This is a genomic window from Ferruginibacter paludis (assembly GCF_030409685.1).
Taxonomy (GTDB): Bacteria; Bacteroidota; Bacteroidia; order Chitinophagales; family Chitinophagaceae; genus Ferruginibacter; species Ferruginibacter paludis.
Window position 1 is genome coordinate 268893 of the sequence record NZ_JAUFQJ010000002.1, and the last position, 26374, is coordinate 295266.

Here is a 26374-nt window from a genome sequence, read left to right on the forward strand (position 1 = left end):
CTATGCTAAAATTACAATGTCGATATCTGATTCTGACAATTTATTCAATAGCTGGTTAAATACGGGTGTACTGACAATGATATTCCAAAGGGTAAGATGAGGTTTGCCAATGCAGATTGTAGTGATGTGCTGATCTACGCTGGCTTCCAGGATACCTTTGGCGATATTTTTATTTTTTATTTTAATGATCTCTGCTCCCAGTTCTGCAGCCAGTTTAAAATTATTGATCAGGTGTCTTTGTAACGCAAGTCCAATTTTATCTCCGCTTTCGTTTGGTGTTTGAACATATAGCACATACCATTTGCTGTTATAATAAGAAGCCAGCCTGGCCGTTTTGCGAATCACTTTTTTTGCAATTTCATGATTGCTGCTGATGCAGGCCATAAAACGTTCCGTTTTTAAATGCGTATTACGGGGCAACTCGGTTTCAATCTTGCGCTCTACCTGTCCGGCTACTTCTTTTAGCGCCAGTTCTCTTAACTGGAGTATGCGCTCGCTTTGAAAGAAGTTTTTCAACGAGACTTCAATCTTATCAGGTGAATAAATTTTGCCTTCCTTTAGCCTGGTGATCAGTTCGTCTGCCGTAAGGTCGATGTTCACTACTTCATCTGCCTGCTGTAAAACACTGTCTGGTATCCGCTCTGCTACATCTACACCTGTAATTTCTTTTACGGCGCTGTTAAGACTTTCTATATGCTGTATATTTACAGCACTGATCACATTGATACCGGCATCTAAAATTTCTATTACATCCTGCCAGCGTTTTTCATTTTTACTGCCTTCAATATTGCTGTGGGCCAGTTCATCTACAATCACCACTTCAGGATGCAGGTTGATTACCGCCTGCACATCAAACTCCTCCAGCTCTTTTCCCTTGTAAAATAATTTACGCCTCGGTAGTACGGGCAGCCCCTCCAGCAGTTCGTGTGTTTCTTTACGATTATGTGTTTCAATATATCCGATCATAACGTCCACGCCATTGCGCAGCAGGGTTTGTGCCTCCTGTAACATCCGGAAAGTTTTACCTACACCGGCACTCATACCAATGTATATTTTAAACTTGCCCCTCCTGTTTTTGCGGATGAGGTTCAAAAAGTGTTCGGCATTGGATGTTATTTCCGGCATAATTATTTTAATTTATCCAGGGCGATGTTCAACTGTAAAATATTTATTTTTTCTGTGCCAAATAAACCCAGTAACGGCTTTTGTGTTTGCTGCACTACCAGTGTATTTAATTTGTCTTCGGAAATGTTTCTTGCTTTTGATATTCGTGCAACCTGCACCATTGCAGCTTCTGCAGAAAGATCAGGATCTAATCCGCTACCAGAAGCGGTTACTAATTCTGCAGGGATGGCTTCTTTTTTTATAGAAGGATTGTGTACTAAAAAAGTATCTACCCTGTCTTGCACCTGTTTTAAGTACTCAGGATTGCTGGGCCCTTTATTGCTTCCAATACTGCCAGCTGCATTGTAGCCGGCGGCAGATGGCCTACTGTTAAAATAATTATCTGCGGTAAAATTCTGACCTTCTAATTTATAACCAACCACTTTGTTATTAACACTCACGGTTTCACCGATGCCATGGTTAGGACCCGCCTGGGCAACTACCCAGATTGCAAGTGTGTAGATACCTGCAAGCACTATGATGGAAATGAAGGTTAACTTTAATGCGGGAAGAATATGCTGTTTCATTTTTTTAAATTTATTTGTTTATTAAAACCAAACGGATACCACTAAATCCAATAATTTAATTCCGATAAAGGGTACTATTACTCCACCCAGTCCATAGATCAATAAGTTTCTTCTTAGCAAGGCGCTGGCACCAATGGGCTTGTATGCCACCCCTTTTAAGGCCAGGGGAATCAGCATCGGGATGATGAGGGCATTAAATATTACTGCTGATAAGATAGCACTTTCAGGACTATGCAGGTGCATGATGTTTAAACCTTGTAATGCCGGTATCGAAGTGATAAATAAGGCCGGTACAATTGCAAAATACTTTGCTACGTCATTGGCGATTGAGAAGGTGGTTAACGTTCCCCTGGTCATCAATAATTGTTTTCCGATCTCTACAATTTCTATCAGTTTGGTGGGGTCATTATCCAGGTCTACCATATTACCTGCTTCCTTAGCTGCGGCAGTACCACTATTCATTGCCACGCCTACATCAGCCTGTGCAAGTGCAGGTGCATCATTGGTGCCATCGCCCATCATGGCGACTAACTTTCCGCCTTGCTGTTCCTGTTTGATGTAGTTCATCTTGTCTTCAGGTTTGGCTTCGGCTATAAAATCATCTACGCCGGCTTTTTCTGCAATGAACTTTGCTGTTAAAGGATTATCACCTGTTACCATCACTGTTTTTACACCCATTTTACGCAGACGTGCAAACCTTTCCTGGATACCGGGTTTTATGATGTCCTGTAATTCAATAACACCCAATACCTTGTTGTTCTCACTTACAACCAGTGGTGTACCGCCGTTGCTTGAAATCAACCGCACTCTTTCTGCAGTTTCTTCCGGAAAGCCATTGCCTGCCTTCGTCACTATATTTTTTATAGCATCATAAGCACCTTTACGAATTTTTATGCCGCCATGTAAATCGATGCCGCTGCTTCTAGTTTCCGCTGTAAACATAATAAATTTAGCGCCGTCGGTTTTAAAGGTATTTACATTGATGTTAGCCAGTTCAATGATTGATTTTCCCTCAGGGGTTTCATCAGCTAGTGAAGACAGCGCACAGGCTTCTGTAAAAGCGGCTGCATCAATACCATTGGCAGGATAAAAGTTGGTAGCCTTTCTGTTACCAATGGTGATGGTACCTGTTTTATCAAGTAATAAAGTGTCCAGGTCACCGGCGGTTTCTACCGCTTTACCACTTTTAGTAATTACGTTCGCCCGCAGGGCCCTGTCCATGCCGGCAATGCCAATGGCGCTTAACAGGCCACCAATAGTAGTTGGTATCAAACACACAAACAAGGAGATAAACGCCGCAATGGTGATCGGTGTATTGGCATAGTCGCCAAATGGTTTTAGCGTGATACACACAATGATGAACACCAGTGTAAAGCCAGCTAATAAAATAGTCAACGCAATTTCATTGGGTGTTTTCTGGCGGCTGGCACCTTCTACCAGCGCAATCATTTTATCCAGGAAAGATTCGCCCGGTTCTGTGGTTACCCTTACTTTTATTTTGTCGGACAATACTTTTGTGCCGCCTGTAACAGAACTTTTATCACCGCCGCTTTCCCTTATCACCGGTGCACTCTCACCAGTGATGGCGCTTTCATCGATGGTTGCAATTCCCCAGATTATTTCGCCGTCCATGGGTATCATATCGCCTGCTTCACAAAGAAATACATCTCCTTCTTTTAACTGGGAAGAAGGAACAATTTTTACTTCGTTCACATACATTTCTCCCACGGTTTGTATCCATTTCGCCGGTGTTTCCTCCCTTGTTTTTCTGAGAGAATCTGCCTGCGCCTTCCCCCTTGCTTCTGCAATGGCTTCGGCAAAATTGGCAAACAGGAGGGTTAAAAAAAGTACCCCAAACACAATGAGATTATACAACAGGCTGCCCTGTGTTTTTTCGCCGGTAGCGATCCAGATGCAAACGGCCAGCATGACAGCTGTACATATTTCAACCGTAAACATCACCGGGTTGCGGAACATGATACGAGGATTTAATTTTATAAAAGACTGTTTTAAAGCGGTGTTGATGAGCGCTGGTTCAAACAGTTTATTAGAATGGTTCTTTGCCATGATTTTATTTTTTGATGCACTATTTTTTGACACAAGTTTTAATGCACGAGTTATACAAATTTTAAAGCCAATTGCTTTTATCTGAGCCGCAGAACATGCATTGCCTTGTTCAATATTGTTTTGTTGTACAAGAGTGCGACGCCAGTGAAGCTTCATTTATATTCAACGGCTGGGCCTATAATTTTTTTAACGCATACCAAAGTATTCTGCCAGCGGACCAAGCGCAAGGGCGGGAAAAAATGATAATGCTGCGATGATAAAAATGACTGCGAAAATCATAATTGCAAAAGTGGACGTATCTGTCTTTAAAGTACCGGCACTTTCGGGTACATATTTCTTTTTTGCCAGTATACCTGCAATGGCCAGCGGACCGATAATTGGTAAAAACCTGCCTAAGATCATCACGAGGCCACAGGCTATATTCCAGAAGGGTGTGTTGTCGCCAAGGCCTTCAAAGCCACTGCCGTTGTTGGCAGAAGAAGACGTAAACTCGTACAGCATTTCACTAAAGCCGTGGCTGCCGGGGTTGTTTAGCCAGGCAGCATAAGCCGTTGGATTTTGAGCATACAAGTGGGAGGCGATGGCAGTGCCAACCAATATCAGGAAAGGGTGCAGCAATGCAATGATGGCTGCAATCTTCATTTCCTTTGCTTCGATCTTTTTGCCTAAAAATTCCGGTGTGCGGCCTACCATTAAGCCGCTGATGAAAACGGCGATGATGATGAAAATATAGAAGTTTAAAAAGCCCACCCCTACACCGCCATAGAATGAATTGATCATCATGCCCAGCATGGCAAACATGCCGGTAAGTGGTGTAAAGCTGTCATGCATGGCGTTGACCGAACCGTTAGAAGTTACGGTGGTAGTGATACCCCAGTAGGCGGATGCAGCCGGGCCAAAACGTACTTCCTTGCCTTCCATGCTTCCCAGGTTTTGAACCAGGCCCATTTTATGAATGGCGTTGCTGCCTTTCATTTCCTGGTAGATGGAAGGGATCACCAGTAATAAAAAACCGATCGTCATCACTCCAAAAACCATCCAGGCAAAACGTTTTCTTTTGATGATATAACCCAGCGCAAATATCATGGCGATGGGTATCAGGATGATGCAGATGTTCTCCATCATGTTCGTAAAGTAATTGGGATTTTCCAGCGGGTGGGCGCTGTTAACACCGAAGTATCCACCTCCGTTGGTACCGATTTGCTTAATGGCTACCATAGCTGCTGCGGGTCCTCTTGATACATTCACTGTATCACCCTGCAGGGAAATAAATTGGTCTTTACCCTGAAATGTCATGGGTGTGCCATTGAACAACAAAACGATTGCTATCACAACTGAGATGGGCAATAAAACCCTGGTGCAGGATTTTATAAAGTACACATAAAAGTTACCCAGCTTATCGCTGTTCTTTTCTTTCATTGCTTTAAATACTACAGCACATGCTGCCATCCCTGCACCTGCACTTACGAACTGAAAAAACATCAACAGCAATTGCCCCAGGTACGATACACCGCTTTCACCGGAATAGTGTTGCAGGTTGGTATTGGATACAAAACTGATGGTAGTGTTAAAGGCTAGGTCAGCACTCATGGATGGGTTACTATCCGGGTTGAGCGGCAGCCAGCTCATGTTCATTAATACCAGCATGGAGAGTAAAAACCACACGAGATTGATAACTAATAATGCCACAAGGTTTTGTTGCCAGGTCATTTCTTTTGTGGGGTTAATACCGCCGGCTTTGTAAAACAATTTGTCTATAGGATTGATAATGGGATCGAGCCAGGTTTTATCCCCGCTATAAACTTTACCAATATACCGGCCTAATGGAATGGCCAGCAGTACAGTGATGATAAACATGGCAACAACGCCAACAATTTCTGTGTTCATAAAAGTGAATTGTGAATGGTGAATTGTGAATGTTCGTTGATAATGAATATTCTCATTGATCGCTTACCATTCAAGGTTAAAATTTTTCTGGCTTTACAAGTACATAACAGATGTAACAAAAAACCAGGATGGATAAAATAAAAAGTAATAACATGGTTTAAAATTTTTATACCTGATGCGATGATCAGATTTTGTCAAAAAAATCAATGGCTTTAAAAAATAGCACAAAGCATAAAAGCCCTGCAAGAATTAGAAGAATGGTCAGCATTTTTTAGTTTTTATTTATGAAATAATATTTTAAACTTTTGATAGGTGATGTAAACGAGCGCAACTGCTGTTAACCAGGCCAACAGTATAATAACAACTTCTTTTACTTTTTGCGGTATTGGATGCAAAGCCATTACTCGGTTTAGAAATTTTCTCATTTTTTTAAAAAATTGTAGTAAAACTAAAGCCTGAAGAATCTTGTAGCCATGATAATTATCATCGGAAATATTGATTTTCACATGCTTTGAATTGATTTGGCAATAGGTTTAAACAGGCTCTGCCAATATCACAAAATCAGTAACTTCTAATAAACACATGGACTAGTTTTATCATTTGCTTGAATTGTTGAAAAGGCAATTTCATTTTTCCCATTTCATTACATGATGCCAAACCATATGCCTCTCTTGTTAAAATAGTTTAGTGAAAGCTGTAATGCAGTACTGTATTGTGTTGTATGTAATATGGATAACAGAGCATCATTTCGGATCAATAAAAAACCCTTCCAAAATGGAAGGGTCGCTTTTCAAAAGGAAGTGCTTTTATGCGTGTACAATGCGTTTAAGGGGAATGTTTACAACCGGAGAAACAACCAATGGAATCCTTTCAATGGCCGTATCGCCCATTTCAAGGCCAAAGGCTTTTTTATCTGACTGACCAAGATTGAGAATGGCAAAATACGAGTTGAGAATGAAACTGTCTTTAAATGAAAATTCGTTTTCTATCGACAGAAATTTTTGAATTAACACATACCTGATATCTGCAGAAATATTGTGCTTATTCAACAGCGGGGCTTCATCATTAATGCCAATCTCCAGGTCATGGTGTTCCACCATTTCCTGCATAACCTTTTTCATAAACAAATTTATCCTGGGTTGGATGCGAAAGCCCAAACGAAACTCTACCCGGATGATTTTATCATGCTCAATTTCTTCTACTGAATACTCCATGGTATAAGGTTCATCTGTTCTGTCGATGTGAACAAACCAATACACATCGGCACGCTTGGGCCTTTTACTAAAAATGGATTCTAAAATTCTTTTTTCAACACTTTTATTGCTGTTAGCTTTGGTAAGATAGATCAGGTGTGTGGCATATTTGGGTTCCTTTAAATTAATGCTCAAATTATGCAAAGCCGGCACAAATGGGGCGATAGACTCAAAGTGTAAAAATCTGTTGGTAATTTTTCTTGCTTTGTACCAGATGTACATAATGAACACAAGCAGGATCTCAAAGATTAAAAACATCCAACGTTGTTTTATTTTGGCAACATTAGCTACAAAAAAGGAAAGTTCTACGGACAGAAAAATGGCCAATATCAGCAACAAAACCGGGGTGCTCCATTTTTTTATAAACTTCATGTAGTAAAACATCAGCATGGTTGTCATCAGCATGGCAATTGTTATGGAAAAGCCATACGCAGCCTCCATGGTGCTTGATTCTTTAAAATATAACATCATTACTACGCAGCCAATCCATAGTATCCAGTTGATACTGGGGATATAAATCTGTCCCCTGACATTAGTGGGGAATTTAATGGTAATGCGTGGCCAGAAATTCATATTTACTGCCTCACTGATTAATGTGAATGATCCGCTGATGAGTGCCTGGCTGGCGATGATGGTAGCCAGCGTTGCAATGATGATTGCAGGCAGCAAAAAGCTATGGGGTATAATCGCATAAAAAGGGTTGATCCCATTCAGCGGTGATTTTCCACTTTTTAGTAACCAGGCAGCCTGCCCAAAATAATTGGCTACCAAAGCAATCTTCACAAAGATCCAGCTTACCTGTATATTTTTTCTGCCGCAGTGCCCCAGGTCGCTGTACAATGCTTCGGCCCCTGTAGTGCATAAAAACACAGAGCCAAGTAACCAAAATCCTTTAGGATAGTGGCTCAAAAGGTCGTATGCGTAATATGGATTGAAAGCCGATAATATGTGGGGATAATATGTAACCTGTACAATACCAAAAAACATGATCATTGAAAACCAGACAAACATAATGGGGCCAAAGGAACTTCCGATTACCTTGGTACCAAATTGCTGAAAGAAAAATAAAAGGGAAATAATACCAACGATTATCCCGATGGTTAGCGCATTACCGGGAACAATAATATTTTCCAGGCCATGCACGCCGTTTAAACCTTCAATAGCAGAGGAGACAGAAATAGGGGGTGTAATAATGCCATCCGCCAATAACGTGGCGGCACCCAGTGCGGCCGGAAAATACAGCCAGTGCCGGTATCTCCAAACAATGGCATACAGTGAAAATATTCCTCCTTCACCTTTGTTATCTGCCTGCAGGGTGAGCAATATATATTTAAAAGTGGTTTGCAGCGTCAGTGTCCAAAACACACAGGAGATACCGCCGTATACCAGCTGATCTGTTATAACGCGTTTGCCGATGATGGCTGAAAAAACGTACAAAGGCGAAGTGCCAATGTCACCAAAAATAATTCCTAGGGTAATTAACAGGCCTGCGCCGGTAACTTTTTTTAAGTTGGGATGCATAATATTTTTTTATAAAAAATGTACAACAACAGCGTAAAAACAACTATTGTTGTAACCGATATAACAGCACTTTGCTAAAGGAAGATCATTTTATTTGTACGGTAAATGTGAATTGGACAAAATCAATAAACCTGTTGATAGCAGTAACTTTCAGCAATATTATTTAATAAATTTCATCGCTTAATTCACCTCAAAAAAAAATACAAAAAACCCTCCGTTTTGGGAGGGTGATTTTCATTTTGAAATGGTTTTTTAAAAAATTTTATACTCTTCTATTTTCCGGTACAATGTGGTTAAGCCAATATTCAGCAATCTTGCTGCCTCTGTTTTATTTCCTTTGGTATGATTTAATACCCGCTGAATATGCAATTTTTCAACACTCGACAATTCGAAGGCTGACATGCCGCTTTGCTGTTGTGTGTCATTGATCTGCAGTTCTACCGGCAAACTGTCTGATGTCAATTGCGACCCTTCGGCCAGGATGACGGCCCGTTCGATTACATTTTTTAGTTCCCTGATATTTCCTTTCCACACATGGTTTTGCAAATGACCGCTAAAGTCTTTACTCATTCCATCAATCCGCTTATTGCTTTTCTGAGCAAATAGTTTTATAAAACTATTTGCCAGGTCCGGTATGTCTTTTTTCCGGTCACGTAACGAAGGCAACATGATAGTAAACACATTGATCCTGTAAAAAAGATCTTCTCTGAACCTGCCGGTTATTACTTCATCCTGCAGGTCGCGGTTGGTTGCGGCAATAATTCTTACGTCCACTTTGGTGGGTTTTGTGTCACCCACTTTGATAAACTCACCCGTTTCCAGTACACGCAATAATTTCGCCTGCAGGTCAATATGCATTTCACCGATCTCATCTAAAAATAAGGTACCCGTATTGGCTTCTTCAATCAAGCCCTTTTTATCTTTCAATGCGCCGGTAAAGGCACCCGACTTATGTCCGAATATTTCACTTTCCAGCAACTCCTTTCCAAATGCACTGCAATTGAGCGCCATAAAAGGTTTGCCCGCCCGCAGGCTGCCATTGTGAATGGCCTGTGCAAATACCTCTTTGCCTGTACCAGTCTCGCCCAGCAATAAAACCGATGCGTTGGTTGGTGCTACTTTTTTTGCAAATGCAATGGCTTCAAGTATCAACGGCGAACTGCCTAAAATACTGTCGAACCCGTAACGTTTGCCTACCTGCTGCTCCAGTTTTTCGATACGTTTTTCCAGCTGTACTTTTTCCAGCGCCCGGTTGATGAGTGGAACAATTTTTTCATTGTCATTGCCTTTGGTAAGATAATCAAAAGCGCCATTTTTCATGGCCTGTACACCATCCGGAATATTACCATACGCAGTAAGCAAAATAATTTCCACCCGCGGATAAAGGGTCTTTATTTCTTTAATCAGTTCAACTCCGTTACCGTCTGGCAGTTTAACATCACATAAAATTACATCGGCTTCTGTCTGTTCCAGTTTTTTTAATGCGGCTTTACAGGTAGCGGCTTCCAGCACCTCGTAACCTTCCAGCCTGATGATACGGGCCATCAGTGTTCTTAATTTTTCTTCATCATCGATGATTAATATTGTATGCACAACCTATTTTTCTCAAATGTACTGAAATACAGTATTGTATACCTGTAAAAATAAACGCTCGTTCAGATATACAACAGATGTTAAAAAAAATCGTTAACATGCCTGGTTAGTCAACAAAAAGGTAAATTTGCGTTGTTTAAAATCTACAAAAATCGCAGTATGAAAAACATCAATTTTAAAATCGCCGCTTGCATAATGACCCTGTTGCTTTTTTCTTTCTGTGCCGGCGCCCAATACAAGTCATTTATACTGTCGCCAAAGGGAGATACACTAAACGTAGTGGATAAAAATAATTTAAAGCAGGGCAGGTGGGTGATTAGTGTGGTGGAATTAAGAGGCGAACCGGGGTATGACGAAGAAGGATATTTTAAAGATGATAAAAAGACAGGTCCCTGGCGCAAATACAACAGCACCGGAGATATTTTGGCTGTGGAAAATTATAAAGCTGGTGGCAAAGAAGGTGTGCAGGAATACTTCACATTTTTGGGCGACCTTATCCGCCATGAAGAATGGAAAGGGTACGATCCTGAAAGACCGTACGATACCATTGCCGTATACGGGCAGGGTAACAATGAGGTAAGCAGTTATAAAATTGTAAAGGCAGAACAGTATAGTGTTCCCAACGGTGTATGGAAGTATTACGCTCCGGGTGAGAAATTTATTAAGGCTGAAACCTACGATCATGGACGCCTGGTAAAAGCAGATAATAACACAGCAATCGTGGCTAAAAAACCGGCAGATGTAACGGGTGAAGTAGGGAAGACGAAAGAGATACTGGAGTACGAAAAAAAATACAGCAAAAAGAAAAGAAAACAAATGGAGCGGGAAGGAAAGACTTCGTTGTAATGATAGCAACAATAATCTTTATAAGAAAACAAGTTGGTCCGGGCCAGGAAGCTATAATGAACATTGTTGCATCGCCCTCTTGTACCGCAGCGTTATAAGCAGCTGTTTATTGACGGGTATTCATAAATCTGCTTAGATTGTTTTTCTAACCTTCGCCTTTTTAATTTAAGCATGGTGGTCAATATTTGGGCATCATTCGCTGATAAATCTACTACATTTGCGGTCTGATTATGGCCGATAAAAAAACAGAAAAAAAAACCGCTTTGCTGCTGCTGCCCCGGCAGTTAACCCAGCAAAAAAGCATCCTCCGTTCGCTTCACATTACAAAAAATGTTTTAGGTGTAAAGTATGATATAGCAGAGCTCGACAGCCGGGAAATGCTGCGGCTGTACAGCGATCTTCCAGGTCAGGCCAGGCAGGGTTTATACGGGTTAACACCGGAAGCTCTTTATCGCATGGAAGATGATATTATCAAACGCCATAAGCAGCAAAAATCAGGCGTTCAGCTGAGCCAGTTTTTAAAGGCAGCCTATGCACGAAAACTACAGGAGCATTTTGAATTTTTTAAACCATTTGCACACCTTGTAAAGTGGTATCATCAGTTACCCAATGCAAGTACTGGTAACATGATCACTGCATCCTGCAGTTTCAGCAACTACAAACCATTTTTGAAGTTTGAAGTGCTGAAGGAGAAAGACGAATTGGTATTGCAAACCATCATAACCATTAACGGAGCCGATTATCCCCTGGAAAATTTTAACCGTTTTCACTTCCTGCTCGAAAGTAAAAACGAGTATTTTTTACTGGCATCAAAAGATTATCAAACGCTGGAATGGCTGGTGCAAAAAAATCCGTCGCAATACAGTGCTGATGCGCCATCCCTTGCAGAAAATATTTTGAGCAGGCTCGAAGAAAGCTACATCGTGGAGCGAAATAATTTGTTCTCTGTAACCACGATAGAGGTTCCACCTGTACGAAGGGTGTTACTTAGCGAGATAAGCAATTCTTTTTTAGTACTTACACCACAATGGGTATACGATGGATATATTGCAGAGGGTGAGTGGAAGGAGTATTTTGAAACCACCAACCGCGGTGAAACCATAGTTGTAAAACGCGATAAAGAAATGGAGGCTGCTTTTAAAAAGGAGCTCGTTGCCTTACATCCCAATTTTATCAAGCAGTTAAATGGCTGGTATTATTTATCGTTTGCCGAAGCGCAGAAAAAGCAATGGTTTTTAAAAGTATACCACCAGCTCCTGGACATGGATATCGAACTCGCTGGTATGGATATGCTTACCCACTTCAGGTATTCGGCACATAAGCCGGTTACCAAAATGACGATCGTAAAAAAAGATGCGCAGGTTTTGCTGGCTGATTTTTCCCTGCAGTTTGGAGAGGAAAAAATAGCGTTGCCAGAACTGCAGAAAATGCTCATTGCCGGCCAACGTGCCCTCATGCTGAAGGATGGATCCTTCGGTGTTTTAACCGAAAGCTGGATAGCGGAATATGCCACCATCATCAAACATAGTAAGATAGAGAAAAAGCAGCTGAACGTACCGCAATGGCTGGCGATCAGCGAACAAAAGAATGCGACAGAAGATCAGCCGCTGAAAATTACAGTAAGTGATGACTGGTGGCAAAACTGGGAACGCTGGCAGCAGCCGGGGGAAGTGGTATATAAAGCGCCGGCCAGCATACAGGCCACGCTGCGTCCTTACCAGCAAAAAGGGTTTGAATGGCTAAAAATGTTATCGGCTATCAATGCAGGTGCTTGCCTGGCGGATGACATGGGATTGGGTAAAACCCTGCAGACGATTTGTTTTATAACTGACCGGCTGGAGCAGGCAGAAGGCCGAATAGCATTGATAGTTTGCCCATCTTCCCTTATTTACAACTGGCAGCAGGAGATCACGAAATTCGCACCTCATTTGCGCAGCTATATTCATCATGGCGCAGCAAGAAATATCAGTTCCATTCATGCTGAAACAATGGATGTTTGCATCACCAGTTATGGCACCATGCGGTCGGATATTGAACAACTGTCAGCCATTGTTTTTGATGTGGCTGTAGTGGATGAAAGCCATAATATAAAAAATCCTTCAGCGCAAAGTACCCGTGCTATTTACCAGTTGCAGGTTCGCAGCCGTATTGCCCTGAGCGGTACGCCAGTGATGAACAATACTTTTGATTTGTATTCGCAACTTGAATTTCTGTTGCCCGGCATGTTCGGTACAAAAGAATTTTTTAAACGGGAATATGCTGATGCCATAGACCGTGACCGGAATGAAGAAAAAATTGCTGCACTCCAAAAACTAACCGCCCCATTTATTCTCCGCCGAACCAAAGAACAAGTGGCTAAAGACCTGCCGGAAAAAACAGAGACTGTGTTATGGTGTAACATGAATGCTTCGCAAAAAGAAATGTACGAAGGCATCAAAGAAAATATTAAAAGCAACCTGTTTTTAAATATAAAAACTGAAGGCCTCGGCAAGAGCAAACTAGCCGTGCTGCAGGGTATCATGAAATTGAAACAGGTGTGCAGTTCGCCTTTATTGTTACCAGCTGAAGAACAAACAACCGGTCATTCAGTAAAAACAGAAATGTTGCTGGACGAGCTGGCTAACCTCGGCAATCATAAAGTGCTGGTGTTTTCTCAGTTTACAAAAATGCTGAACCTGCTGGCAGAAAGCTTTACAAAAAAGGGCATTTCATTTTATCAGCTGGATGGCAGTACGCCACCCAGGCAGAGAGCTGCAATGGTGGCTGATTTTCAGGAGCCATCCAATACCACCAGTGTTTTTTTAATCAGCCTGATGGCGGGTAATACGGGTCTCACCTTAACTGCGGCAGATTATGTATTTCTGTTTGACCCCTGGTGGAACAATGCAGTACAGCAACAGGCCATCGACCGGACTCACCGCATTGGGCAAACCAAAAACGTATTTGCTTACAAGATGATTTGTAAGGATACGATAGAGGAAAAAATTATTCAGCTGCAGCAAAGAAAAAAAGAACTCAGCGATCATTTAATCGGCGATAACGAAGGCTTTGTAAAACAATTGAGTAAAGAAGACGTAGAATTTTTATTTAGTTAATCAACTACGCATAATTAATTATTGCCCATAAGTGCTATCCGGGTCGTTTATTAATAAATAAGCAAGTATCCGTTATTGCTTGTAAACTGGTAGAATACTAACTACCGATTTTTTCCATAAAATGGAATTTGTTTCCCTGAAAAAGAAAAATCTATAACAAGTAAATTCTGAAACCCTTTACCAGTAAAGGTTTTAGCTGTTGGCATCATTGCTGTAAACATACTATCAGTACCCTCATAATTAAAAACTGATTTTATGAAAGCTATCTCAACCATTCTCGCAGTTACTTGCACGTTTCTTGTTACGTCTGTGAATGCACAGGTAAAATTTACGATTAACAACAACCCGGAAACCGTTACCAATGATATATCATTCAAACCTATGGGTGCAGAGGGAAACGAATTAAAATTTGAAAGAGATGCCAACGGTGCTTCCATTAAATGGCAGGCTATAAACGAAAGTAATACCAGTCATTTTGAATTACAATTAAGTTACGATAACCATACTTTTGAAACCTCGAAATTAATAGCAGCCAGCGATGTTACTGCCTGGTCTACCAACTACGAAGTGAAATTCAGAAAAACTTACCTGTCTGAAGAAAAGGTATACTATCGTATAAAAACCGTATTTAACAATGGGGACGAAATGTATACAGCTTCAACAACTTTTTCCTTAACAATCGGTAACGAAACAAGCTACGCCAGTATCCATTAATCTGCTTTGAAATGTATGTTTGATAAATAACCGGATCAGTTATTCCGGCTTCTTCTGGTGAAAAGCCCGGCGCCTTTGGGCCTCACTGCACAGCTGCACTAATAAAAACAACAATTTTTTTATACTGAGTCCGTTATAGTAACTGTTCAACCCACTATTATGCCGATTTATGAGAAAAAAAATTAAGTACCTCATTACAGTGATTGTATTGATTTGTGGTAAAGGCTACGGCCAAAGCAAGGCTATCAATACGGCTATTTTAAATTTTGGTTCTAATGCCTGTGGTAATAAAACAGCCGTTACTTTTTCTTCCATTGGAAACAAACCCATCACAGGTGCATACCTGATGGCAAGTTGTGCGGTTAACCCTCCCTTTTCAGACGTTTTTAATAAATTTATTTCTTACAATCCAAAGGACAATAAGATTTATATCAATGACATAAACCAGGGTGACAGCCGTATTTATATATACGATATGAGTTTACCTACGGCGTATACATGTCCGGCAACCATGCCACTGGTACCTACTTATCTGTATAACTATACACCTAATAATTTTGAATTTGACATTAACGGAGATCTATGGTCTATACGCAACCTCGTGGACAGTTCAGCCATTATAGAGCGGTTCGATGAAGCAACGGGTACTATTCTTGCAAGTAAAACAATCCGTTTTCCATCCAATCACATCCCCAATACCCTGAATACAGGCGATATTTGCTTAATGCCCAACGGCAGAATGTTTATTGTAATGGGCGACAACCCGGGCAAGTTTTATGAGATCACCAATTACAACGGCGGATCAGGAAACGCCATTGCCAATTTTATACAGGATATGGCGAGGCCTTGTTACGCCCTGGCTTATGTAAATGGAGCCATACAATTGGCCGGCACTAATTTCAACGGCAGTTGTTTCCGTTATGTGTATGATTTGGTAACGAAAGTAATGACGAATCAACAAACATTTCAATTAAACCAAACCCCGATTGATAATTCCAGTATTACGCCTGCAACAGGCTTGTCAAACCGGTTGGTGGCCAATACAAAAATTGACAGTGTAACGGAAGACATTGTGTATGAAATAGTAGCAAGAAATATGGGTAATGTTAAGCTTACCAACTTTAATGTTACTGAAGATTTTGGAGCAATATTCGGGGCTGCCAACGTTTCTAATGTTAGCGTTACCGTGTCATCAAATCCTAATAATTTAATACTGGATCCGTTATTTGATGGCGTTACCAATAATAAAATGTTTCTGGACAACCAGTTGATGAGCAATCTTCAGAACGGCTATGTGATATTACAGGTACATCTAAGGGCAACTAACCTTGTCAATAATCAAATCTATTATAACACAGCCTTTTCAAAGGGTGAAATAGGTAATGCGGGCAACCGGCTTCCGGTAATTGATTCATCCAATAATGGTGGAGTGAATGTAATAGATTTGAATGCAGATGGCGACCCTGGCGACTATCCCGAAAACAGGCCTACACCGTTTTTCTTTGGAACCATTTTACCGGTAAAATTTATTGACGCCAAGGCAGATGCCATCAACACCACCCTGCACAGTATAAAGTGGTCAATTGCCCTGGCATCAACATTGGTTGGCAAATTTGAAGTAGAGTATAGTGAGGATTCGAAAAACTGGGCACTTGCCGGTACAGTAAACGGAGAAGCAGGTAAAGAGAGCTATTATTTTAATAACCGCGTGAACGGAAACAGCGACGCCTATTACAGGATAAGGGCTTACGACGCTTCCGGCGACAGTTATCTGAGCCAGGTATTGGTGGTAAGAAAGGCAGCAGATTTTCAAAAAATAAAAGTTACACCTAACCCCGCCGATGAGTTAATAAAAGTGTATTCCACTGAAGAATATTTTTCTGACCAAAGACGAATTGTATTGATTGATATCAGCGGTAAAAAAATACTGGACCGGGCATTTACTGAAAAGTCGATCGATATCAATACAGTTAATTTCCCGAATGGTTATTATGTAGTAAATGTTTCCGATAAAGGATCGGTATTTAGTACGCAGGTACTTATTAAGCATAAATAAAGGCAGATCAATTGCAACAACGAAAGCTGTTTACATAGTTAATTAACTCCCTAAAAGGCAACTGGTTTATTCCTTACCGGCCAGCAGACTGTAAAAGGATGTTGGGTGATTAATGGCCTGAGCAAAAAAACTTCCATCACAATTGGAGAATGAAAAAGGTTGCTGGTAAATAAAACAGACTGCATAATAACTACCGCAGGTACAGGTGTGGCAGTTTTTGTTATATCTCCTATAAAAAAAACACCGGTATACATATTTTAACAGAGGCAGATGATGCCATAAAAAAGCCGCTCCTGCAAAGGAGCGGCTTTACTGTAATCTAAAATGTAATTATTTTTTTATTTCTTTTTGCATGGGATTGATATTACCAGATGCCCCACCACGGCCTGCTCCGCTGCGGGCTTTAAACAATTGAAAGCTGGTGGGCGTTTCAACAGCCGGCCAGGTATTGTTGCTGGTATTGATGTCGGCTGTTTCCCTCATTGGGTCTAACTTAATAGAGGCCACTTCTTTATCTTTTACAAATGTTTTTACCACTTTGTTTTCATTCTTTCGCCATACCTGTGCAGGTATGCGGTCAATTTGTTTTGTGCTGTCTTTAAACGTCCATTCAATGATGATGGGCATTACCAAACCACCCTTGTTGCTAAAGGTTAGCTCGTACATGTTTTTACCACCGGCCAAATCAGTTTTTTGCTGGTTGGTAAAAGTATCTGCCACTGCAACGGGGATGATAATTTCAACCGGCGTAGTGTCAACTTTCGCAACGCCGCGATCGTAACGCCAGTAAAAATCCCGCAGGCTGGTATCTGCATCCGTAGCAAAATTGATCTTTTTGTCTTCCCGGTTTCTTACTTTAGAAATATCTTCAAACGAATTTAAAAGTGGCCTGGCAATGTTTTGTTTAATCGTATTACCACCGGTGGTTGGGTTACCTCCATCAAGCGTTAGTTTAGCCCATTTCACACTGTCCAGGGAAATGTCGCAGGGATCAGTACCATAAAACCAGCCACGCCAAAACCAGTCCAGGTCTTCACCGCTCGCGTCTTCCATGGTTCTGAAAAGGTCTGCGGGTGTAGGATGTTTAAATGCCCAGCGCCTTGCATATTCCCTGAAGGCATAATCAAATAAATCCCTCCCCATGATGGTTTCGCGTAAAATATTTAAACCCGTAGAAGGCTTGGTATACGCATTGGGACCAAATTGTATAATGTTTTCACTGTTGGTCATAATGGGTTCCAGCTGATCTTTAGGCAGTTTCATGTAATCAACAATTTTATAAGCCGCGCCTTTGCTTACAGGAAACTTATTATCCCATAATTCTTCTGTTAAATATTCGCAGAAAGAATTCAGGCCTTCATCCATCCAGGTCCATTGCCTTTCATCGCTGTTAATGATCATTGGAAAAAAGTTATGCCCTACCTCATGAATAACTACGCCCAGCATACCGTTTTTGGTGCCCTCGCTGTAGGTGCCATCTTTTTCGCAACGGCCAAAATTAAAACAGATCATCGGGTACTCCATACCATTGGCGGCTTCTAAACTTTGGGCCACAGGGTAGGGGTAAGGGATGGTGAATTTTGAATAGCTTTTAATGGTATGCGCCACTGCTTTGGTGCTATACTTGCGGTACAGGTTATATGCTTCTTTTCCGTAAGCGCTCATGCACATTACTTTTTTGCCCTCTACTTTTGTTGCCATGGCATCCCATATAAATTTACGGCTGCTGCCCCAGGCAAAGTCACGTACCATACTGGCTTTAAATATCCATGTTTTTGTTTGTGTCAACTTTTGTTTCTCTCTTGCTTTGGCTTCCTCCAGCGTAACAATTTCTGTTGGTTCTGTTGCTGTCTGCGCTTTTTGCCAGCGGGCAAACTGGGCCGGTGATAGCACCTGCTGATAGTTTTGCCCCTCGCCGGTGGCCATCACTACATGGTCTGCCGGCACTGTCATCGCCACTTTAAAGTTGCCAAAGGTTAATGCAAATTCACCACTGCCAACAAACTGGTGGTTCTGCCATCCCTGGAAATCGCTGTACACACAGAGGCGTGGATACCACTGCGTCATTGTATACAAATCATTGCCATCTTCAGGAAAATATTCATACCCGCCACGCCCAAAGTTTTTCATGCGGTCGCTGATAAAATAATTCCATTCTATCTTAAAAATAAACTGCTGGCCGGGTTTTAAAACCTGTGGCAGTTCAATACGCATCATTGTTTTGTTGATGGTATAACCGATCGGTTTGCCTGAGGCATCAGTTACTTTTAAAATATTGTCTCCATATTCCTTATCTGTTTTTCCGCCAAGCCTTGCAAGGTCGTTTTCAGTTACACTTTTGGGCATGGTATTGCTCGTTTGGTAACCGGAGTTATTTTTTGTGCTGTGCTGGTTTTCATCCAGCTGTATCCACAAATAGCTAAGCGGGTCAGGAGAGTTGTTAAAATAGGTAAGCGTTTCCTTTCCGTTCAATTTTCGGTTGGGCTCATCCAGTTGGCAAACGATGTCGTAATCGCAACGCTGCTGCCAGTATTTAGGTCCTGGTGCGCCACTTGCAGTACGGTATTCGTTGGGTGTAGGCAGAATAGTACCTAATTGTTCAAAACGATTACCATGGTTGCTGCCGGGATTGTTCTTAATGTCCTGGGCATAACCACTAATTGTAACCGCAATTAAAAGCGGGAGAGTAAGCAGGTGTCTCATCATAGTGTGATTGTTTTTTTATAGCTGTTAAATCAATTCAATTGTTGCGCATATTTATTTAGGCCACCGCTCAATCAACATATTTGCAGATATGATGATGGCCAGGATGGATAAGCCCCATACCCACCATTTTCTTTCCAGTTTCAATCTGGTCACCAGGATATAACTGATCAGTAGTATCACACTAACTACAGTTATTTGTCCAACCTCAAGCCCAATGTTGAAACCTAGCAATGGCCAGCCAATAGATTGGTTGGAAGCCAGCATAAAACGGATGGCATTGGCAAAACCCATTCCATGGATCAATCCAAAAAACAAGGCTAAAAAATAGTTTACCCTTAATGATTTGGGCCGATACCCTTTTACAAAAAAATTAAATATGGCAGTAGCAAGAATGGTGCAGGGAATTAAAAATTCCACCCATTTTTCGTTAAAGCGGATCACATCATTTACACTCAGTGCCAGGGTAAGCGAATGGCCAATGGTAAAGGCAGTTATTAAGACCAGTACCTGCCGCCAGTCCTGTACCAGGTAAATGGCCGCCAGTGCAATGATAAACAATATGTGATCCAATGCATTCCAACTAATAATATGGTGCCAGCCTGTTTCTAAATAAAAAACAACATCATTCATTTACATTAGTTGGTAGTTTGCGATAGCTGGTGTACAAATTATTTAAACAATCTGAGCTAAATACTTTGTATATGAACAGATAATTGAGCCATTCCAATTTAATACTGTAATAGTTGCTAATTTTGGTGTTCAAATATCTTCAATTGAATTGTAAACAGCTAATTCTTTGTTTAAATGGCATCTATACTGTATAAATGGTTACTTCTTTTTTCAATCAGCACTTTCACGGGCAAACCGCATCCCATTTTTGTGAGTGTTACTGAAATCAATCACAATGCCGCTGCCAAAACACTGGAAATAAGTTGCAAGATTTTTACTGATGATTTTGAACAGACCCTCCGCCAGCAAAATAAAACAACAATAGATTTGCTGAATCCGGCTTTAAAAAATCAGATGAATCCTTTGGTGAATAAGTATGTTCAGCAACATGTAAAAGTATCGGCCGATAATAAAAATTTGGTGCTGCAATTTCTCGGTTTCGAACAACAGGAAGAAGGGATTATCAGTTATTTCCAGGTGGATAATATTGCCGCGGTAAAAAAAATTACAGTAACCAATAACATTTTATACGACGCCAAGCCGCAGCAAATGCAAATCATCCATGTAATGGTACACGGTGAAAGAAAAAGTACCCGGTTAAATAACCCGGATGAAGCAGCTGACTTTGAGTTTTAACAATGGAGAAAGATGCCGTTGGCTATTAGCAAGCGCCTTATTGTTCATTTTATTATTGTTTCCGCTGCTATAAAATACTTCTCCTGTAAGTACTTCGTTTAATAAATTGTCACTTAAACCGGTTGTTGGTAGTACAGGCATAAAAATTGTCAGGACTATTTTGAATGATCGGTTCGTTAAAGGCAGATTATTTTGCATCAGGGAACTTTATCCCTGCATTGTTTGAATTTAATTTTATTTTTAAGGATTGTATGTATTTTGTTGAAGCGTTTTGTATTTACCCTGAATCCTTTACGCTTAAAAAATAATAATAATCCAGTATTAACTAATCCAATCATTGAAGAAGTACTACCCAGGTGCCGGTAAAATTAAACGATGGCTATTAAGGCTCATGGCAGCTTCCCTGTTATTGGTATGTTTAGTATTGTTGTTTTACGTCCTGACCAAAGGCCCCAAAAATCAATATGCAAAGCGTGATAAACTGGTAAGTATCCGGCAGCAAAATGGCCGGTTTAATTTTTATAAAAACGGCAAACCGTTTATTGTAAAAGGTGGGGCAGGATTTACCCATATTAAAGAATTGGTTAATGCAGGCGGAAATACCATTATTTGCTGGGATACATCCAGGCTGGAAAATACATTTAAAGAAGCAGCAAAGAATGGTGTAGCAGTAATAATAGGGATTGATATCCCGGGCGGAGACAATACAGAGTTTTATAGCCAGGACAGCAATACCAACAAATTGTACAATCATTATAAACAAATTGTATCCCGCTATAAGGATGAGCCGGCGTTGCTTGCGTGGTGCCTGGGCAATGAGCTGGATATGCCCCTTACTTTTACAACAGTTCCATTTTACAAAAGCTATAATCGCCTGCTTGAGACCATTCACCAGGCAGATCCCGATCACCCTGTTTCAACTTCTACAATCAATGTGGCGAAGCGGTTTATTTTTAATATCCGGTGGCGGATACCCGCGCTGGATTTCATTTGTATTAATACCTATAACCGGATTAAATCAATTGAAACCGATCTTAGTTTGATAAAATGGTTTTGGAACGGACCTTACCTGGTTGGGGAGTGGTCGCCCAACGGCGGCTGGGAAGCATCCTTAACTACCTGGCAGGCACCAATAGAAAATACCAGTACCAAAAAAGCGCAGCAATACGCCGAATTTTATACAAAGTACATACCCCGCAATGATCCCCGTTTTTTGGGTTCTTTGGTTTTTTTCTGGGGTAACCGACAGGAATATACGCATACCTGGTACAGTATTTTTAATGAAGATGATACTCCTACTGAAGCACTGGAGGTTTTAAACGACTGCTGGAAAGATACAGTTACCAAACACCAATCGCCCCGCCTGCAATATATGCTGGTAGATAAATCGGGCGGGGACAGCAATCTTATTTTTGAGGCTGGTTCAACTCACCAGGCTGCTGTTTATTTGGAGAAGCCGGGCGCTGCAGATACCCTGGTATATCAATGGCAGATTCTAAAAGAAGACTGGCAGCACTGGGGACTTACCTGGGACAATTTTAAAAAACCGGCTGTCCAAATGGGATTGATGACAGATAGCTTACAGAGTGAAATTAATTTTAAAGCACCTGCCGGTAAAGGGCCCTACAGGATATTTGTAACAGTCAAAAATCCGGCTGGCTTTTGTGCTACAGCCAATATCCCCTTCTACGTAGTACAATGATAAATTATAAATTAACCCCCATACAGTCTCCTTCTGTAAAAGAAAAGATGGCCCTGCGGCTGATGATCCTTATTGGAGTGGTGTCCGTTATATTTTTTCTATATACCCTACTGCAGCCGGGCAACATCAGCTACTATCCATTGTATGTTTTGCTGATAATTACCATGGTGTATTATTGCTTTAAGTACCTGCACGAATGGTACCACTATTTTTCTATTACAAGTCCGGTTACGCCAGCTGCAGCAAAGATGTATACAGTTGATATTTTAACTACTTATTGCCCGGGAGAACCATTTGATATGCTGGAGCGCACGTTGACCGCCATTCAAAATATAACCTACCCTCATACTGCATGGTGCTGCGATGAAGCGGACGATCCCAATGTAAAGCAATTGTGTTTCCGGCTGGGCATACAACATGTTACAAGAACCGATAAAACAGATGCCAAAGCCGGCAATATCAACAATGCCCTGCAATATGCAACAGGCGACTTGTGTGTGGTACTGGATCCGGATCATATTCCGGCACCCGAATTTTTAGATCAGGTGGTGGCTTATTTCGATAATCCTTCCATTGGTTTTGTACAGGTAGTACAGGCATACTATAATCAGCAGCAAAGCCTGGTGGCAAAAGGTGCTGCGCAGCAAACCTACCAGTTTTACGGCCCAATGATGATGGCTATGCAGAGTTACGGAACGGTACAGGCCATTGGCGCCAATTGTACTTTTCGCAGGGCTGCGCTGGATTCAATTGGCGGCCACGCCAATGGCCTGGCAGAAGATATGCACACTGCTATGCAGTTGCATGCCAAGGGCTGGCAATCGGTGTACGTACCAGCCATTATTACAAGGGGTCTTGTTCCCGCAACCATGTCGTCGTATTATAAACAACAATTAAAATGGAGCAGGGGTACATGGGAATTGTTGCTGGTAACCTATCCGGCTCTCTTTAAACAATTTACCTGGCGGCAAAAAATACATTACTTCACGCTGCCATTTCATTACCTGCTGGGCTTTATTTTCTTTATTAATTTTTTAATTCCAGTTATCTCTTTATTTACCGGCTATATTCCGTTGCAAATGGATGTGCTGAATTTTTTACTGGCGTCCGCTCCGCTGTTTACCATGAGTATTCTTATCAGGCACTATGTACAAAAATGGGTGGCAGAAGACAGTGACAGGGGTTTTCATTTTATAGGGGGCATATTACAGATCGGTGCCTGGTGGGTATACAGTATTGGGTTTATTTACACCATCTTCAGAAAAAAAGTACCTTATATACCTACGCCCAAAAATGACCATGACCCGCTGCCTTTTTTGTTTAGCTTACCCAATATCGTCATTGCAATAGTGTCACTGGCGGCTATTGCCTACGGGATACGGTTTGACTATAATCCGTATACCGTATTCATGGTAGTGCTGGCGTCTATGCAGGTAATATTTATGGTTTTTATTTTTTTTATTTCCGGGTATACCAGCGAAACAAGCGCGGCAAGTGATTTTGCCATGAAGCTGCGGCAACATACCTGGTTAATTAAAAAGGCACATGGATTTTTACGCACCTATTCGCTGCCGCTTGCCATGGTCTTAATTGTAGCGTTTGTATTTGCCTACCGGCAACAGCAAAAGTTACCGGATTTTTTACCCCCGCCTCCGCCAGGTCTGCAAATATTCTATAAGGGCTTCAGCCTGCAAAGCAATGCGGAAAATAATGTGGCGTCGGGCAATTTCTTTGCTTCGCTGCTGACGAAACAGCAAACAGCCATCATCGCTGCCAACGTTCCCTGGGGGGCAGGTGAAAAAAATATACTGGATACCAGTTACCTTAACCAGGTGTATCACCATCACGCCTTGCCGCTGCTGGTGTGGCAGCTTTGGCAAAAAGACAGTGGTATCGCGGTTGCACAAGATTCCATGGTGTTGCAGCAAATTACAGATGGGGAGTACGATGAGGTAATAACCGCTTTCGCGAAGCAGCTGGCAACATTGAACAAGCCGGTTTTTTTAACTTTTGGAGATGAGGCGGTGCGGGATAAATACCCGCTGTTTTCCGCCACGGGCAATAATCCGCAACTGTATATAGCAGCCTGGCAATATGTGCACCAGCTGGTCAGTAAAGCCGGTGCGGATAAAGTTGTGTGGGTTTGGACACCGAAAGATGTGCTGTCTGCAACAGCTTATTTCCCCGGAAAGGGATTTACAGACTGGATTAACATACACATTACCGACAGCACCGGCAGACCTGTAACAAGTTTTGATCAGCTGTACCGGCCCTACCACCAGCAGCCAGTTTTTAACAGCGGTTTGCCGGTAATGATTACCGGGGCAAACGTAAGCAATCGTTACAACCTGCAGTGGTGGAATGCAGCCTGGCAGAATGTGGATACAGCTTTCAAAGAAATAAAAAGTGTGTTGGCAGATTACCCGGCACATAAGGAAGGTACCGTGCACAATGCCGGTGACGTTACAATGCAAAATACCCTCTGGCAAAATGCGCCGGCCGCCAGTATGCCGCCGGACGCTACGTATTCAAAAAGTCGCATAACAACCGGCGTTACAAAAAATCACCAGTTGCCTGGCGGTATTAAATGTGTTGAGTACAACAAAGGATACTACTGGTTCAGAAACAGGCATACGCTTAACCTGCGCACATTGCAGGCTGATGTGGCCGCAATGAAAAAAGTGGGTATAAATACCGTTCAACGAATGATGCCGGGCTTTTACGATAACAACCTGGGCAAAGTACTGGCTGAAAACAATATCCGGTTAATTCCCTGTTTCAGGATACCTGCCACCATGGCCGTAATGAATGATAAAAAGCTGCTGCAAAAGGAAAAAAATAACATACTGAATGTAATAAAAAATAACCTGCAGAATAAAAATATCATTGCCTGGAATGTAGGTGATGATGTATTAAGCAGTCTCGCCAGCCAAACCTTTTTACCGGATTATTTTTTTTACCGGCAGCGCTATACTGAATGGCTGAGTGAACTCTGCCGCCAGATCCGGTTAACAGACAGTACCCGCCCGATTGTAATGAATTTAAACTGGGATGAAAATGGCCGTGAGCGGTTTCACTATTACGAAGGGCAGGTGCCGGAAATAAATACTTATATGCTTACCGCTGTTGCGAAATACCCGGCTGGCTTAGCTGAACCCCTGGAACCTGGTATGACCTGGGGTAAGGTAGCTCCTGAATTATGGCCTTTGCTGCCGGCAATCCGGCAATCCGGAACGTTACCTGCCTGGCAGGATTTGGAGAATACCAGGTACATCAGCCTGGATGGTTTACTGGATATGGAAGGCAGGAAAAAGCAATGGTACAATACCGTAGCCAGCACCTGGAACAACACGCCAGGCAAACCCTCACCCATACCCGAAATAAGCATTTTAAAACCGGCCAAACTGGCCTTTGAAGGGAACGAATTGATTTACCAGGTAATTGTAAAATACAATCACCAATGGAAGCTGTACCACAACAATGTACCGGGCCTTAGTTTTGAATGGAACCTGGTGCGCACCGATCAGTATGGCAATACCCTTTTTATAAAAAAAGCGGGGGAGGGGCCGTCGCTTGATTTTGTCATTCCCCGCGAACCGCAATATTACAAACTCACGCTGGAAGCCATCATGGGCGACCAGGTTAAAGTGCTTTCCACTACTCTAAATACGCCGTTGTATTACGAGTGATCCGTTAAAATCATTTTTAAAAAATAATTTTCCTTATTTAATAGGATTACAATTTATTTTAATTTACTTTAGATTTTCCCGCACGTATATCCAATTCTATTGAGCCGCCAGCATCTCTAATTACCGTTAATTATTACCCGTTCCCTAAGTTACAATTCCATCGTTTTTACTTTGGCTAATATTTAATTCGTAAAATTTTATTCTTGTAAAGTACAGGTAAAACTGTGCCCGCCCTTTAATAACTATGCC

General features: G+C 41.7%; 15 protein-coding genes. 7 read left to right on the forward strand and 8 right to left on the reverse strand.

What is annotated here, in order from left to right; all coding sequences use genetic code 11:
- From QWZ08_RS03140 to QWZ08_RS03165, 6 genes are all read right to left on the reverse strand, one after another.
- On the reverse strand, nt 1-1125 hold the full coding sequence (locus QWZ08_RS03140; RefSeq protein ID WP_290335752.1) for a sensor protein KdpD: 1125 nt from the start codon (nt 1123-1125) through the stop codon (nt 1-3).
- A gap of 2 nt (nt 1126-1127) precedes the next feature.
- On the reverse strand, nt 1128-1691 hold the full coding sequence (locus QWZ08_RS03145) for a K(+)-transporting ATPase subunit C (protein WP_290335754.1): 564 nt from the start codon (nt 1689-1691) through the stop codon (nt 1128-1130).
- A gap of 21 nt (nt 1692-1712) precedes the next feature.
- The gene (kdpB, locus tag QWZ08_RS03150; RefSeq protein WP_290335755.1) at nt 1713-3758 is read right to left on the reverse strand and encodes a potassium-transporting ATPase subunit KdpB; all 2046 of its coding nucleotides are present in this window, start codon (nt 3756-3758) and stop codon (nt 1713-1715) included.
- 186 nt (nt 3759-3944) lie between these two features.
- The gene (gene kdpA, locus QWZ08_RS03155; RefSeq protein WP_290335756.1) at nt 3945-5645 is read right to left on the reverse strand and encodes a potassium-transporting ATPase subunit KdpA; all 1701 of its coding nucleotides are present in this window, start codon (nt 5643-5645) and stop codon (nt 3945-3947) included.
- Nucleotides 5646-6451: 806 nt separating this feature from the next.
- Nucleotides 6452-8419 carry a KUP/HAK/KT family potassium transporter gene (locus QWZ08_RS03160; protein ID WP_290335757.1) on the reverse strand — a complete coding sequence of 656 codons (1968 nt, stop codon included), beginning with the start codon at nt 8417-8419 and terminating at the stop codon, nt 6452-6454.
- Between the two features lie 252 nt (nt 8420-8671).
- Nucleotides 8672-10012, reverse strand: a complete 1341-nt coding sequence (locus QWZ08_RS03165; RefSeq protein WP_290335758.1) for a sigma-54-dependent transcriptional regulator — start codon at nt 10010-10012, stop codon at nt 8672-8674.
- Nucleotides 10013-10171: 159 nt separating this feature from the next.
- Here QWZ08_RS03165 and QWZ08_RS03170 point away from each other — a divergent pair, with 159 nt between their 5' ends.
- The 4 genes from QWZ08_RS03170 (at nt 10172) to QWZ08_RS03185 (ending at nt 16723) form a co-directional block, all read left to right on the forward strand.
- Nucleotides 10172-10858 carry a toxin-antitoxin system YwqK family antitoxin gene (locus QWZ08_RS03170; protein ID WP_290335759.1) on the forward strand — a complete coding sequence of 229 codons (687 nt, stop codon included), beginning with the start codon at nt 10172-10174 and terminating at the stop codon, nt 10856-10858.
- Between the two features lie 230 nt (nt 10859-11088).
- Entirely contained in the window at nt 11089-13953 is a 2865-nt protein-coding gene (locus QWZ08_RS03175; RefSeq protein ID WP_290335760.1) for a DEAD/DEAH box helicase, read from the forward strand.
- Between the two features lie 255 nt (nt 13954-14208).
- Nucleotides 14209-14667 (forward strand): hypothetical protein, encoded by a 459-nt coding sequence (locus tag QWZ08_RS03180; RefSeq protein ID WP_290335761.1) that lies wholly within the window; start codon nt 14209-14211, stop codon nt 14665-14667.
- 169 nt (nt 14668-14836) lie between these two features.
- Nucleotides 14837-16723, forward strand: coding sequence for a T9SS type A sorting domain-containing protein (locus tag QWZ08_RS03185; protein ID WP_290335762.1), 1887 nt, complete (start codon nt 14837-14839; stop codon nt 16721-16723).
- Nucleotides 16724-17053: 330 nt separating this feature from the next.
- On the opposite strand, the gene QWZ08_RS03190 is transcribed toward QWZ08_RS03185, so the two are convergent.
- Together QWZ08_RS03190 and QWZ08_RS03195 are read right to left on the reverse strand one after the other, a co-directional pair.
- Nucleotides 17054-19426, reverse strand: coding sequence for a M1 family metallopeptidase (locus QWZ08_RS03190; protein WP_435387579.1), 2373 nt, complete (start codon nt 19424-19426; stop codon nt 17054-17056).
- Between the two features lie 54 nt (nt 19427-19480).
- Nucleotides 19481-20059: a HupE/UreJ family protein gene (locus QWZ08_RS03195; protein ID WP_290335764.1), complete on the reverse strand. Its 579-nt coding sequence runs from the start codon at nt 20057-20059 to the stop codon at nt 19481-19483.
- A 174-nt stretch (nt 20060-20233) separates the two neighbouring features.
- Here QWZ08_RS03195 and QWZ08_RS03200 point away from each other — a divergent pair, with 174 nt between their 5' ends.
- The 3 genes from QWZ08_RS03200 (at nt 20234) to QWZ08_RS03210 (ending at nt 26125) form a co-directional block, all read left to right on the forward strand.
- Nucleotides 20234-20734 carry a DUF6702 family protein gene (locus QWZ08_RS03200; protein WP_290335765.1) on the forward strand — a complete coding sequence of 167 codons (501 nt, stop codon included), beginning with the start codon at nt 20234-20236 and terminating at the stop codon, nt 20732-20734.
- 337 nt (nt 20735-21071) lie between these two features.
- Nucleotides 21072-22436 carry a glycoside hydrolase 5 family protein gene (locus QWZ08_RS03205; RefSeq protein ID WP_290335766.1) on the forward strand — a complete coding sequence of 455 codons (1365 nt, stop codon included), beginning with the start codon at nt 21072-21074 and terminating at the stop codon, nt 22434-22436.
- Entirely contained in the window at nt 22433-26125 is a 3693-nt protein-coding gene (locus QWZ08_RS03210; RefSeq protein WP_290335767.1) for a glycosyltransferase, read from the forward strand. Before QWZ08_RS03205 ends, QWZ08_RS03210 begins: the two co-directional genes overlap by 4 nt.
- The last annotated feature ends 249 nt before the right edge of the window (nt 26126-26374 follow it).